8 protein-coding genes are annotated in these 14,280 nt (G+C 61.1%); all 8 read right to left on the bottom strand.

The genetic code is table 11. From position 1 onward, the window contains the following. Nucleotides 1–68: 68 nt before the first annotated feature. The 8 genes from AC1DUP_RS06390 to AC1DUP_RS06425 all read right to left on the bottom strand — a co-directional run bounded on the left by AC1DUP_RS06390 (nucleotide 69) and on the right by AC1DUP_RS06425 (nucleotide 14,048). Entirely contained in the window at nucleotides 69–3,362 is a 3,294-nt protein-coding gene (locus AC1DUP_RS06390; protein WP_477832256.1) for a GH36-type glycosyl hydrolase domain-containing protein, read from the bottom strand. Between the two features lie 169 nt (nucleotides 3,363–3,531). After that, entirely contained in the window at nucleotides 3,532–5,007 is a 1,476-nt protein-coding gene (gene cysG / locus AC1DUP_RS06395; RefSeq protein ID WP_113307495.1) for a siroheme synthase CysG, read from the bottom strand. Further along, complete coding sequence (locus AC1DUP_RS06400) at nucleotides 4,979–7,636, bottom strand: nitrate reductase (protein ID WP_113307496.1); 2,658 nt, start codon at nucleotides 7,634–7,636, stop codon at nucleotides 4,979–4,981. The genes cysG and AC1DUP_RS06400 overlap by 29 nt, the downstream gene beginning before the upstream one ends. Further along, a complete protein-coding gene (nirD, locus tag AC1DUP_RS06405; RefSeq protein ID WP_113307497.1) occupies nucleotides 7,636–7,965 on the bottom strand; it encodes a nitrite reductase small subunit NirD in 330 nt (109 codons plus the stop codon). The genes AC1DUP_RS06400 and nirD overlap by 1 nt, the downstream gene beginning before the upstream one ends. Nucleotides 7,966–7,976: 11 nt before the next feature. Next, on the bottom strand, nucleotides 7,977–10,427 hold the full coding sequence (nirB, locus tag AC1DUP_RS06410) for a nitrite reductase large subunit NirB (protein ID WP_113307498.1): 2,451 nt from the start codon (nucleotides 10,425–10,427) through the stop codon (nucleotides 7,977–7,979). Nucleotides 10,428–10,444: 17 nt separating this feature from the next. After that, nucleotides 10,445–11,686, bottom strand: a complete 1,242-nt coding sequence (locus tag AC1DUP_RS06415) for an MFS transporter (RefSeq protein WP_113307499.1) — start codon at nucleotides 11,684–11,686, stop codon at nucleotides 10,445–10,447. A gap of 453 nt (nucleotides 11,687–12,139) precedes the next feature. Then, nucleotides 12,140–13,423: a CmpA/NrtA family ABC transporter substrate-binding protein gene (locus tag AC1DUP_RS06420; RefSeq protein ID WP_477832257.1), complete on the bottom strand. Its 1,284-nt coding sequence runs from the start codon at nucleotides 13,421–13,423 to the stop codon at nucleotides 12,140–12,142. 37 nt (nucleotides 13,424–13,460) lie between these two features. Next, a complete protein-coding gene (locus AC1DUP_RS06425; protein ID WP_007816832.1) occupies nucleotides 13,461–14,048 on the bottom strand; it encodes an ANTAR domain-containing response regulator in 588 nt (195 codons plus the stop codon). Between the last annotated feature and the right edge of the window lie 232 nt (nucleotides 14,049–14,280).

The following is a 14,280-nucleotide window of genomic DNA, read 5'->3' on the forward strand; positions in this document are numbered from 1 at the left end:
ACATTCCACCTGGCTGCAGCTTTTCGCTAGCCCTGATCCGATTCCAGTCGCCTGCGCAAAGCCGTCCTTTAATCTTTGCGCTTCGGCGTGTTGGACGGCGCGTTCAGCCGGCGCCACGGTGCGTGATCCGTCTTGATCGTGACCGAAGCGGAAGATGGCAGAAGCGGCAGCCGCTTGCGCCGTCCGAAGCGGCGTTTGAAGCCAAGTATGTTTTCGACAAAGCTGCGGGCGTAGAGGCCGGGGCCGCTGGAATAGATGCGCCAGCCGCCGTCGACGGCGATCTCGCCCTTTTTGACCTGCTGCCAGTTGCTCGCGGCCTGATAGCGATCCGGGAAGGCGACATCACTGCTGCTGAAATAGGTATTGCGCTGGCGCAGAGATGCTTGCGGCAGGGCATCCGTGACAGCGATCGGATTGACGAGGCCGATCGCCCTCCAGAGGGCTTTTGCATCGTCGGCGATGGCCAGCGTTTCGCAGTAGCGTAGATGCGCATGCACATACATCAGACCGATTTCGCGGCCGAAAAAGGACGAGGATTCGGCGCGGCGGAAGAGCGTTTCCGGGCCGCCTGCATAGGTCGCAGGCTTCTCCATCAGGCGCACGCCATCGGGGAAGAGCAGGTGTTTTTCGATCAGCTTCATATGCTCTTGCCGCTGCGCCGGCGTGAAGAGCTTGCCGAGCATGGCCTGTGTCATCGAAATCAGCGAGTAATGCAGCCCGGTGCGTTGGTCGTTGGGATGCAGCAGCAGTTCGACCCCGTCATGGGTGGGATCGAAGATGCCGTAGCCGGCAACCACGCCGTCGCGAATTAGATGCTTGTTGAAGTCGCGCCGCATGGCGGTTGCGATCTTCCGCAGCGCTGTTGCGCCATCCCCCTTGCCGACGCGGCGCAGGATGGCGGAGTAACGCACGACCTGCTCGTAGAGCAGGGAAACTGTCCAGCTGCTCACCATCCAGTCGTGCAGATGGGGATCGGCTGGCTGCAGGGAATCGTTCCAGTCACCTTCGCCATAACGGATCAGATGCGTGCCGGGGATGAAGCGTTCGCGCACCGTATCGAGGAGCTTTTCGACATGGATGGCGATCGTATCAGCCGGCGCTTTGCCCATCGTCTTGTCGTCGCGCCAGGCGACTTTCTCCTCAAGGATGACAAGATCGCCGGTCGCTTCGATATAGTCGCATAGTGCCTTGAGTGGCCAGACGACGATGTCGCCGTGGCTGTCGCCGGAGCGGATGTTGGAATAGGGCTCCAGCATGAACCATTGCGGCCAATCGCCTTTCTCCAGGGACTGCTCGCTGAAGACCGTCTTCACGACTTCTTTGGCTTCGCGATCATGCTCATAAGCGAGCAGGAATTCAATCGGCCCCTGGCAGGCATCTCGTGTACCCCAGGCCGCGCCCGTATATTGCTCAAGCCCGTGCGGAACACTCAAATGCACGATGGCATCATGTGCCAGCCAGGGCAGGATCGTCGCATGCGCCACGGCTTCGGCTCTTGGCTTGTCGAGCGTCAGGCCGCGGATAGTATCGCGCCAGAAACGTGACGCCGGTACCAGCATCTCTTCTTGCGTCACGCCGCCTGCATAGCGATCTGCCAGACGTTTGGCCTCCGCCTTGTCCGTCATCGAGCCGACGACGGTGAAGGACAGCGATCGTGTTTCCTTGGACCGCACCGCAATGAAGGCGCCGTTGCGGGCGACGCCATCTTCATAGAGAAGCTCGTCGCCGCCGATCGCCTCAACGGCATCGGGTGTGGAGCTCACCAGCCAATAGCTTGCATCGGGAAAACGTTCGCCCCAGAGCCAATGCGGGTCCGGACGAAAGAGCATGCGCTTGGCATCGTCGTCGAATTCGACATGACCGCTCGTATCATATTCCCGTTCGCCGAGGACGAGGTGACCGAAAACCAGGAAACGGCAGGGCTTGCCTTCCACGGAGACCTCCCACTGCATGGCAGGATTCTCGCCGGAGGCCGTGGCCATCACGGTGATGGTGCGGTCGGCAAGGCGATAGATCCAGCGGCAGTCGCTAAGCCCCATCTCGAAGATCGAGGGTACGGCGAGAAGCTGCCAGCCCTGGCCGACATCGACAAGGATGCGCAGCCCGGTGGTGCGCGTCAAATTGTAGGGGTCGCGGGAGACGGAAAACAGCTTGTGGAAGGACGTATTGCCGATCGTCAGCTGCGCGGCAAAGATGCCCTGCATCCAGCAGGTTGATGCCAGCGTGATATCGTCGAGCAGCATGTTCTGGCCGCTGCGGATGATCGCTCCATGGCGCCGCGCGACCTGTAGCTCCTTCTCCCGTAGCACGATATGTCGGTTGAGAGCCCCCTCGGGCACGAAGAAGGAGAGGAGCTTTCCGTCGACGCGTTCTTCGAGGATGCGGTCGGGATAGAGGCCGGCGAGCGCCTTGTCGCCGAGCGTTTCCACCGTCAACAGCGCAGCACTCTGCAGGATGCTGCGCGGAGGCGTTTTCTCCGCCGGATCAGTCGCCTTCTTCTCGGCGGTGGTCAGATGGTCGAGGCGGGAAAGATCTGCATCGCTTGATGCTGCCTGGTGATCGTTGAGGAACAGGCCGAAGAAGCTGGCCGTCACGCCCTCGGATGAAACGGAAAGCGGCTTCGACTGAAGGGCAGGGCAGGCCATCTCATGCTGCCGGCGCTGGCTTGGCAGGTCGCTGCCGAAGGGGCCGACGAGAAGATCGTTACTGCGGGCGGCTGATTGCACCAGCTGGATTGCATCTGTGGCATAGGCAGCCACACCTTCCAGGCAGCCCTGTGCGAGCCACGGAATGCGTCCGCCACCTTGCTTGAGGTTCTGCCGGTTCATCACCACCAGTCCGAAAGCCGGATGCTCGGCGATGTGATGATCCACATATTGCGAGGCATAAGCCTCGCTGTTCATCAGGAAACCACGATCGCCGAGGCCGACATCCTGAACCAGCACAAGATCGGCCGGCAGCTTATCCTCGCCGGCATGGGTGAGCGTGACATGCCAGAACCAAGTCGCCTCGGACGGGGCGAGCACGAGGCTGACATGATAGCGGATTTCCCCGGCTTCACCGCTCCAGGCAAAGCCCGTTTGGTCGTGGCCGAAGCGGCTCTTTGCCCGCGGTCCGACGATCTCGGCGATGACAGGCTCCTTGCCGCCGAGCCGCAGATAGAGACGTCCGACGCCGCCGGAAAGCGGCGATCCCTGGATTTGGTTGATCTGCACAGATCCGAGACTATCGGCATAATCGATGGAAAAGAGCGTGCCGTTCGGTAGCGCGGATATGGAGAGGCCGGAGCCGTTTGCGATTGTCAGAAGGCCGAGGTCGTCGCGGCGGGGCATCTGCAATTTGCGATTCAGTCTCGAGGGCATGTGAGATCTCGTGTCGCCTAAAAGGGAATCGAAGAATGACGCAAAATGATTGAGGGAAATATTATCTGTTGTCACTGGTGAGATCGTGTCGCGCAGACTGTTTACCGCAGTCCGGATTGCCGAACTGCCGCTCTTCATCCTTTTTTGGGCTAAAAAGGCTCTTACGCCGCTATGCCCTGGCCGCAGCTGGCAGATCGTCTTCTGCTGCTAGACAACAAGCGGAAAAAACCTCTCCGACACCGATCAGCACTGGCCGGTCGAAGCCCATATCGACCATGGCGATAGCGAGATCTTCCAGATTGCCGCTCCACCGCCGCTCGTCGGCACTGGCGACCGAACTGACAATGACAACGGGCGTCTTTGTGTCGAGGCCAGCTTCGATAAGTCTGTTCTGTATGGCGCCGGCGGTTCTTCCGCCCATGTAGAAGACCGTCGTCTTTTTCCGATCGGCAAGGGCGTGCCAGTCGATCGTCTCAGGCAGCTCGCCATGGCGCGAATGCCCGGTGACGAACTGGACGGCCTGAGCATGATCGCGGTGGGTCAAGGAAACGCCGAGCCGTGACGCCATAGCGCTTGCCGCCGTGATGCCAGGGATGACATCGACCGGAATATCATGCTGTTTCAGATAGGCGATCTCCTCGCCGGCGCGGCCGAAGATCATCGGATCGCCGGATTTCAGCCGGGCAACGTTCTTGCCGGCCTTGGCGAAAGTCAACATCATCTCGTTGATGTCTTCCTGCCTGCAGCTCGTGCGCCCGCCGCGCTTGCCGACCAATAGACGTTTGGCCTCACGCCGCGCCAGTTCCAGAACTTCGTCCGACACCAGATCATCGAACAGGATGACATCGGCGGCTTGTAATGCCCGCACGGCCTTCAGCGTCAGATATTCCGCATCGCCCGGACCGGCGCCGACAAGCGTCACTCGTCCGACGGGGCGCGCCTGAGCCGGCCCTTTCATCTCCGCAAGCAGATCGCGGGCGCTTGTCTGCGTCGGTTCAGCTCCGAAAGCGCGATCGACAAAACGCTCCCAGAAGGCGCGGCGCTCAGCGCCGGGCTTCAGACGAAGGGCAATCTCTTCGCGCAATGACTGGGCAAGGGTCGCCCAGGATTTCAGGGATGTCGGCAGCAGCGTCTCGATGCGGCGGCGAATGGCCTGGGCGAGAATGGGGGCGGCGCCATCGGTCGAGATCGACACCACGACGGGCGAGCGGTTGACGATGGAACCGAACTGGAACTGGCAGAAAGCCGGTTTGTCGATCACATTGACGGGAACGCCGGCTCGGCGCGCGGCCTCGAAGAACTCCCGGGCTTCGGCCTCGTCATCGCAGTCCGCTATGGCAAGCGCCGCGCCTGCAAGAACATCCTCGTGCCATGCCATTGGACGGTGGATGAGCGCGCCTTCCGGATGTGGGGAGCCGCGCTCAATGAGGGTGGCACAGACCTCGTTCAGTTGCTCTGCATGGATCTCGACTCTCGCCCCGCAGGCGGCCAGCAGTTCCGCCTTCCAGGCGCAGGCATCCGAACCGCCGGCGACGATCACCCGCTGGCCGGCAAGCGACCAGAAGACCGGCAGCTTGGCGAGCGGCGCCATGCGGGCCGGCGCCCGGTCGGCAACATCATTCGGCAGCGTCTGCAACACAGGCATTGATGATCCCTCTGATTTCAGCGCGGCAGGAGCCGCAATTGGTGCCGGCCTTCAGTTCGCTGCCGATCGCCTCGACACTGCGGCAGCCGGAACGGACGGCGGCGACGATCTGGTTGACGCCGACGCTGAAGCAGGAACAGACGGTGGCCCCTGGATCCGGCATGTCAGCGCCCGGCCTGCCGGCAATGATCGCAAACCGGCGGCGCAGATTGCTGTGATCTGCAGTCAGCTGCGAGACTGCCCAGTTGCGTGCGACAGCAACCGGCTCCTTTGCAAGGAAGAGCGCGGCAAGCAGCCTTTCTCCGTCGAAGAAGGCGATGCGCCGGTCGCCCGATTGCTGGTCGGCATAACCCAAGGGCTCGATATGGTCGGCAATACCGAAGCTTTTTCGGCACCACGCCGTCCAGTCTGCGATGCTGTCACGGAACGCGATCTCCAGTCGCCAGCCGCCATCGGCCTTGGCAAGTGCCCAATAGTCCGCATCGAGCACATCAGGCTTTGTCACGCTGACAGCGAAACCATAAGTGGCAGCGCGATAGCGGCTGACGGCAACCGCGACATTCTTCGAGGCGGGCTGGCCGGAAACCGGATCCGTCGCGGGTTTGACGACAGCGCCGATCCGCCCCCCCGCGGAGTTCTGATCGCTCCAGTGCATGGGCACGAAAACGCTGCCGCGTGCCTGCCGGTCGGTCACAAGCGCGCGGATGATGGCCTTGCCGTAGGCGCTTTCGACCTGCACGAGGGCGGCACCAGCCACGCCAAGCTCGATCGCGTCGCGGGGGTGGATCTCGGCGAAGGGCTCGGCGATATGGGATGACAGCCGCGCGCTCTTTCCCGTGCGCGTCATCGTGTGCCACTGGTCGCGGATGCGGCCGGTATTCAGCGTGAAGGGATAGGCCGCATCTGTCCTGTTGGTTGCCGGCGCTTCAACGGCAATGAAGCGCGCCTTGCGATCGGGATGGAAGAAACCGCCCTCGGCGAAGAACCGCGTTTCCTTTTTCTCCGTTCCGGAAGGTTGCGGCCACTGGAACGGCTTCAGCGCATCATAGGTGGGCGGCTGTATTTCGGCATAGGCGCCGATATCGAAGTCGCGGCTGCCATCATTCTCGAAGGCGGACAGAGCGGCATGCTCAGCGAAGATGGCGGCCGGCGATGCGTAGTCGAAAGCTTCGGTAAAACCCATCCTGCGGCTGACTTCTGCCATCTGCCACCAGTCGGCGCGTGCTTCCCCCGGCACGCTCAGGAAGGGGCGCTGCCTGGATATGCGGCGTTCCGAATTGGTGACAGTCCCTTCCTTCTCACCCCAGCCGAGGGAGGGGAGCAACACATGCGCGTGTCGTGTCGTATCGGTCTCGCGCAACATGTCCGACACGACGACGAAGGGGCAGGCGGCAATCGCCGCCTCGACTCTGACGGCATCGGGCATTGAAACGACGGGATTGGTGGCCATGATCCAGAGCGCCTTGACATGACCCGCCTCGACGGCTCGGAACAGATCGACGGCCTTCAGACCGGGTTTTCTGGCAAGATCAGGCGCATTCCAGAAACGCTGCACCCGGTCGTGATCCCCAGCGTTTTCGATGGCCATATGGGCTGCCAGCATATTCGCGAGGCCGCCGACTTCGCGCCCGCCCATGGCATTCGGCTGGCCGGTCAGCGAAAACGGTCCCATGCCGGGTCGACCGATGCGACCCGTCGCCAGGTGGCAATTGATGATGGCATTGACCTTGTCGGTACCGGAAGCCGACTGGTTGACGCCCTGGCTGTAGCAGGTGACCACCCTTTCGGTGGCTTCAAACAACCGGAAGAATTCTCTCACCTGCATTGCCGGCAGGCCGGTGCGATCGAGCAGATCGTCAGTTGTCAATGTGGAAGCAGCGGCAAAGGTCGCGCCGAAACCTTCCGTATGAGCGCCGATGTAGTTCTGGTCGATGGCCGGGCTTGCCGCGAGATGGGCGAGCAGTCCCATGAAAAGCGCCACATCGCCATCGGGTCGGATGGCGAGATGCAGGTCAGCGATATCGCAGGTCATCGTTCTGCGCGGATCGATGACGACGATCTTCAGGCCCGGTCGGGCAGCCTTGGCAGCCGCCAGCCGCTGGTAGACGACAGGATGGCACCAGGCAAGGTTCGAGCCGGTCAGGACGACGAGATCGGCGAGTTCCAGATCCTCGTAGAGGCCCGGCACGGTATCCGAGCCAAAGGCGCGCCGATGGCCGGCGACCGACGAGGACATGCAGAGGCGCGAATTGGTATCGATATTGGCTGAGCCGATGAAACCCTTCATCAGCTTGTTGGCGACGTAATAATCCTCGGTCAGCAACTGGCCCGACACATAGAAGGCGACGGAGTCCGGCCCGTGTTCGGCGATAGTTTCCGAAAAGCGCTGCGCTACGAGATCGAGAGCCTCATCCCATTCCGCCTGCTTGCCGTCGATTTCCGGATGGAGCAGACGCCCATCCAGATCGATCGTTTCGGCGAGCGCCGAACCCTTGGAGCAGAGCCGGCCGAAATTGGCCGGATGCTCGGGGTCGCCCTTCACGGTCATAGCGCCGGCATCGTCCACCTTGGCGATCACGCCGCAGCCGACGCCGCAATAAGGACAGGTGGTCTTGACCTCTGCTCCCATCATTCCGCCGCCATCATCAGGCTTTCGAGCGCGATATAGAGCGTGCCGCCCTCGTTCTTGAGCGGGATCGTGCGCACCGTGCCGTTATCGGCACCGAGCGCCTTGCCGGTATCCAGCGAAATCACCCAGTTGTGCAGCGGGCACGTGACGGCATTGCCGTGCACGATGCCTTCAGAAAGCGGTCCGCCCTTGTGCGGGCAGCGGTTTTCGATCGCATAGACCTCATGCTCGCTCGTACGAAAGACGGCGATATTCATCTGCGGGGTCTTCACGCAGCGGGAGCCGCGTAGCGGAATATCGGAAATGTCGCCGATCGGGTGCCAGTTCATGATGGTTCTCCTCACTCGGCCGCCTGATTGAAGCCGATGGTTGCCATCGGCCGGAACTCGTGCTTGTCCTTGCCTGAGACACGCTCCGACCAGGGATCGACCTGTGCGAATTTCTGGGAAAAGACGAAGCGCTCGTAATAGACCTGGCGCTTTTCATGGTCTTGCATGATCTGCCGGCGGATCTCGTCAAGGCCGATACGCTTGGCCCATTTGTAGATGCGCTCAAGGTAACGCCCTTGCTCGCGGTACATCTGGGTCAGTGCCACGATATGTTCGAGCGCTTCGTCCTCGGTCTTGACGAGGCCGAGTATCTCGGTGCCCTTGATGTCCAGGCCTGCGGCGCCGGCAAAATGGATCTCGAAGCCGGAATCCACGCAGATGACGCCGACATCCTTGCAGGTCGCTTCCGCACAGTTTCGCGGACATCCGGAGACTGCCATCTTCAGCTTGGCCGGCGTCCAGGAGCCCCACATGAATTTCTCGATGCGGATGCCGAGCCCTGTCGAATCCTGGGTGCCGAAGCGGCACCAGTCGGAGCCGACGCAGGTCTTCACCGTGCGCAGGCCCTTGGCGTAGGCTTGGCCGGAGACGAAGCCGGCCTTGCCGAGATCTGCCCAGACAGCGGGCAGGTCTTCCTTCTCGACGCCGAGCAGATCTATGCGCTGGCCGCCCGTGACCTTGACCATCGGAATGGCGAACTTGTCGACCACGTCGGCGATGGCGCGCAGTTCGCCGGAATTGGTTACTCCGCCCCACATGCGCGGCACGACGGAATAGGTACCATCCTTCTGGATGTTGGCGTGGACGCGTTCATTGATGAAGCGCGACTGATAGTCGTCGGCATATTCGTCCGGCCAGTCACAGACGAGGTAATAGTTGAGCGCGGGGCGACATTTGGCGCAGCCGCCCGACGTCTTCCATTCCAGTTCCTGCATGACGGCGGGAATGGTCTTCAGCGTCTTCGCCTTGATGAGGCGGCGCACGTCGTCATGGCCGAGCTCAGTGCAGTTGCACATCGGCTGCACGGCCTGCGGATTATAGGCATCACCCAGCGTCAAGGACATGAGCTGCTCGACAAGGCCGGTGCAGGAGCCGCAGGAGGCGGAGGCCTTCGTGTGAGCACGCACGTCATCGAGCGATGTCAGTCCCTTGGCCGAGATCGTGGACGTGATCTTGCCTTTACAGACGCCGTTGCAGCCGCAGATTTCCGCATCATCCGGCAAGGCTGCAACGGCCGCCATAGGGTCCAGCGGGGACCCTCCCTGATAGGCCTGGCCGAAGATCAATGTGTCGCGCATTTCGGAGATGTCGACGGCCTTTTTCTTGAGGTCGTTGAACCAGGCGCCGTCCGAGGTTTCGCCATAAAGCACCGTGCCGATGATGCGGTTGTCCTTCAGAACAAGGCGCTTGTAGATTCCTGCAGTCGCATCGCGCAGTACGATTTCCTGCCGGTCGTCGCCGTCGGCGAAATCGCCGATCGAGTAGAGTTCGATGCCAGTAACCTTGAGCTTCGTCGGCGTGTCGGAATGTTTAAAGGTCGGCTTCGTGTCGTCGGACAGATGGGCGGCGGCCACGCGGGCCATCTCGTAGAGCGGCGCGACGAGGCCATAGACCATGCCACCCACCTCGGCGCATTCTCCGAGCGCGTAGATATCGCCATCCGAGGTCTGCATGCCGGCATCGACGACGATGCCGCGGTTGACGGCAAGTCCGGCGTCCTTGGCAAGATTGACATTCGGTCGAATGCCGACAGCCATGACGACAAGCGTGGCGGGAATGATCGTGCCGTTGTCGAGTTCGATACCCTCCACTTTGCCGTCGCCGATGATCGCCTTGGTATTGGCCTTGCAGATCACCTTGATGCCGCGTTCCTCGACGGCTTTCTGCAGCAGGTAGCCGGCAGCGGGATCAAGCTGGCGCTCCATGAGCGTTGGCATAACGTGCAATACGGTGACATCCATGCCGCGCTGGGCAAGGCCGGCGGCTGCTTCGAGCCCGAGCAGACCGCCGCCGATGACGATTGCCTTTTCGCGCGACTGGGCTGCCAGCAGCATGGCCTGCACGTCGTCGAGATCGCGGTAGGTGATGACGCCCGGCAGATCCTTGCCGGGAACAGGGATAATGAAGGGCACTGATCCGGTTGCGATCACCAGCTTGTCGTAGCTTTCGGTGACGCCGTGGTCGGAGGTGACGGTCTTGGCGACGCGATCGATGTTGACGATCTTGTGGCCCTTGTACAGCGTGATGCCGTGCTTGATGTACCAGCCGTCGCCGTGAATGATGATCTGTTCGTAATCCTTTTCTCCTGACAGGACAGGCGAGAGCATGATGCGGTCGTAGTTGACGCGCGGCTCGGCGTTGAAGATCGTAACTTCATAGCGGCCCGGCGCCTGTTCCAAGAGGTGCTCCAGCATGCGCCCGGGCGCCATGCCATTGCCGATGATGACGAGTTTTTCGGTCATATTTACAGGTCCCTGGATCAGGTTGCAGCCACGGGCGCGGAGTGCCCCTGGCGCGACAATTGCTTTACGGACAGGTGCATCCAGATCAGCGAGATCGCGACGATCGCGAAAAGCAGCAGGAAGCAGCTCGACCAAAGGCCGGTCATGTCCTTGAGGAGGCCAAAGGCGATCGGAAGGATGAAGCCGCCAAGCCCGCCCATCATCCCGACGATGCCGCCGACGGCTCCGACGCTTTCGGGATAGTAGGCCGGAATGTGCTTGTAGACGGCAGCCTTGCCGAGGCTCATGAAGAAGCCGAGCACGAAGATGACGACGATGAAAATGACAGGCGTGATGGTAGCAGACGGCAGCGAAAGAACGAGGGTGGCCACGGCCGATACGGCAAACATCGCATACATAACGCTGCGCGCACCCTTCTTGTCCGACAGCACGCCGCCGAAGGCTCGGAAGATGCTGCCCGGGATGGAGTAGGCGGCTGCGACCATGCCTGCAGTTTCCAGGTTGAAGCCATAGACGCCGACCAGATAGCGCGGCAGCCACAAGGACAGGGCGACGAACCCGCCGAAGGCGAAGAAATAGTAGAGCGAGAAGCGCCAGACCTGAACGTTCTGCAGCGGCGCGAATTCCTGGGCAAGGCTCTTGGAAGCAACGCCACGTTCGCGGCGAAGACGGAAGGCCGGATCATCGGTCGTGGTGAACCAGAAGACGATTGCCATCAACGCCAGACAGACGGCCCAGATCTCTGCGACCGCCTGCCAGCCCCAGGCGAGCAGAACGAACGGGGCCGCGAATTTGGTCACGGCCGCGCCGACATTGCCCGCGCCGAAGATGCCAAGCGCCGTTCCCTGCTTCTCCGCCGGGAAGAAGGGCGAGACGTAGGCGACGCCAACTGCGAAGGATCCGCCGGCAAGCCCGACACCGAGGCCGGCGATCAGCATCTGCGAGTAGGTGTGGGCGTAGGAAAGCAGAAAGGTCGCCAATGCGGCGGCAAGCATCGTCAGCGTATAAACAAGACGGCCGCCGTAGCGTCCCGTCCAGATGCCGAGGACGATGCGCACGAGCGAACCGGTCAGCACTGGGGTGCCGACCAGCAATCCGAACTCGGCTTCGTTCAGGTTGAGCTCCTGCTTGATGCGGATGCCGATGATCGCAAAGATCGTCCAGACGGCAAAACAGAGAGTGAAGGCGACCGTGGAGATCCACAGTGCTTTGGCTGGTTCGCCGGCGGACATGGGCTGCGCTTTCTCGATGACAGACATGGCTTCTCCGTGGCCCGACAAGGTCGTGCCGATCTATCGCTGGGGGTTAAAACAAAAAGCCGCTGGTCAGGACGCGCATGCACGAGGTGCGCGAAATATCCTGATCAGCGGCTTTGCTGGTGGCGCCCGCCGTTGGACGCCGAATTCATGGCCTTCTGGCCCATCTGCCTCAAGCGATCCGTATGCAGATGCTCAAGAGGTAACTCTGTGTCTCTGATGAGCGCCTATCGCGCACATCCTGCCCCGATCGCCCTTGACCAGTGCAGTTTTTGTCTTGCAAGCAGCGTGCCAGTTTGTTCAAGCTACTGCAGGCCATTGAAATAAAAGGGAATTACTTCGACATACACCCGATGCTGCTTTTGGAAGCACGAAATCGCTCTGCAAAACTTTTGTGCGATTGCTCAGTCGCGGGTCGGAACTGCTGCAAGCGATTTATGCAATGCAGCAGTTCTTTCAAGTCTCATCAGCGTGCGGAATGAAGGGCAAGGCGCTCTTCACGGCAAAGCCCGCAATATAATCCGGCAGTTTCGATGGATCGAAAATATGGCCGTCCATGAAACGGTCGTCTTCGTCCGCGCCTTCGATACGCACGTCGGCATCAATGGGTGCGCTCCCCTCGCCAAGGGCTGTGCGGTAAAGGTCCGGGCGATAGGCGGAGGCGGCTGCGCGTGCGGGGTTTAGACCGAGTTCGGCCTGACCCCAGCGGATCATCTGACTGTAGATCCAGAGTGCCTGGCTCGCGCGCGGATAATTGGCAAAGCCCGAATGGAACATGAAGTAATTATCGATGATGCGCCGGTTCCCCTTTGCATCGAGGCTGAACTCGCCGGCCAGCACATGACGGATGATGTGAACCGGGGCTGCGATGTAGCGGGCATCCGCGAGGGCCTCGGCAAGCGCATCGTGGTTTTCCGGCCGGTCGCACCAGCGCGCCGCTGCGTCGAGAGCAACGATTAGCCGGGAGACTGTTTCCGGATGGCTGTCCGCCCATTCCGGGCGCATGCCGATCACCTTTTCCGGTGCAGATGGCCAGATATCCTGTTTGGCAGCGACGATACGCCCGACACCGCGCTCCGACGCCACCATGTTCCAGGGTGCGCCGACGCAAAATCCGTCGATACCGCCGGCAGCCAGCGCATCGGACGTCAGCGGCGGCGGCACGACGACGAGTTTGACGTCCTTGTCCGGATCTATGCCCCCGGCGGCGAGCCAGTAGCGGAATTCGTAATTATGCGAGGAAAAGGGATAGGTGACGCCGAAGGTGGGCAACGGCTCTCCGCGCGCTCTCATCTCTGCCAGCGCCTTTGCGAGCGCCCTGGCATTTTCTAGTGCATTCGCGGTCTCGGAAAGATCGGCGGCATCCCGCATTCTATCGAACAGGCGGGTCGAAAGCGTGATCGCATTTCCGCCGCGCCCGAGAGAAAAGGGCGTAATCGTCGGCGATGGATTGGAGCCGAGGCCGAGCATGGAGGCGACAGGCATCGGCGAGAGCATGTGGGCGATATCGAACTGCCGGAAGGCGAGACGGTCGCGAACGTTGGCCCAGGAGACATCCTTGACGAGGTCGAGCGTCAGGCCCTCACGCTGCGCGAAACCGAATTCTGCGGCAACTATCAGCACAGAGGCATCGACAAGCGGAATGAAGCCGGCTCTCAGTGTTCTCTGGCCTTCGCCATTGAGACGCGCAGGGGCCGGCTGACCGGCGCCGGGATCAAGGTTTTTCGTCATCATATTCACTCCGGCTTTCTCCGGACATCAGCACGCGAGGCCGCCATCACATCAAAAGCCCCGCCGCGGTGACGACGCTCTGGGCGATGTCGGACATCTTCTTTTTCTCGTTCATCGCCGTCTGGCGCAGCAGTGCAAATGCCTCTTCCTCTGACAGGCCGCGCATCTTCATCAAAATGCCCTTGGCGCGCTCCACCACTTTGCGTTCTTCGAGAGCCGATTTGGCATCGGCAAGTTCGCGCTGTAGCCGGCTGAAGGCATTGAAGCGGCTGACCGCCATATCAAGAATGGGTTTGACGCGCTCCTTCTTCAACCCGTCGACGATGTAAGCCGAGACGCCTGCATCCACCGCGGCTTCGATGGAGGCCGTGTCGGAACGGTCGACAAACATGGCGATCGGCCTGCCGACGGTGCGCGTCAGCTGAAATAGATGCTCCATCATGTCGCGATTGGGGTTTTCGATATCAATGATGATGACATCGGGCCGCAGCGTATCGATGATTCTCGCCACGCCTTGGACCTCGTGGATGACCGTTACGCGCGCATGGCCGGCCTCCCGCAGCCCCTCTTCGATGATGGAAGCGCGAATGGTGTTTTCATCGATCACAAGAATGGTCAGGTCGAGCCGGCTCATGCGCTATTTATGACGCAACGCAGCAAAGCGGACAAGCTTAAAAGGCAATTTATTAGGCATTTTGTAAAAATGACTAAATAATGGTCTTGTTGCTTTATATATGTGCAGCGGCCTGATTTCCCCGGGGCTTCGAAAGAGATCGCGGCATCCATGCGCCTTGCCGTTGGCTGCGCTACCTATGCCTGAGTATAATGCACCGCCCGGCCGCGCACTGTTATCGTCCGGCTGTCTC

The sequence above is a fragment of the Rhizobium sp. 01L419 genome (assembly GCF_056400025.1).

What these genes read in the sequence shown, in the direction of transcription:
- AC1DUP_RS06390 (WP_477832256.1), bottom strand. Translation starts at nt 3,362, where the DNA reads ATGCCCTCGAGACTGAATCGCAAATTGCAGATGCCCCGCCGCGACGAC.
- cysG (WP_113307495.1), bottom strand. Translation starts at nt 5,007, where the DNA reads ATGCCTGTGTTGCAGACGCTGCCGAATGATGTTGCCGACCGGGCGCCG.
- AC1DUP_RS06400 (WP_113307496.1), bottom strand. Translation starts at nt 7,636, where the DNA reads ATGGGAGCAGAGGTCAAGACCACCTGTCCTTATTGCGGCGTCGGCTGC.
- nirD (WP_113307497.1), bottom strand. Translation starts at nt 7,965, where the DNA reads ATGAACTGGCACCCGATCGGCGACATTTCCGATATTCCGCTACGCGGC.
- nirB (WP_113307498.1), bottom strand. Translation starts at nt 10,427, where the DNA reads ATGACCGAAAAACTCGTCATCATCGGCAATGGCATGGCGCCCGGGCGC.
- AC1DUP_RS06415 (WP_113307499.1), bottom strand. Translation starts at nt 11,686, where the DNA reads ATGTCTGTCATCGAGAAAGCGCAGCCCATGTCCGCCGGCGAACCAGCC.
- AC1DUP_RS06425 (WP_007816832.1), bottom strand. Translation starts at nt 14,048, where the DNA reads ATGAGCCGGCTCGACCTGACCATTCTTGTGATCGATGAAAACACCATT.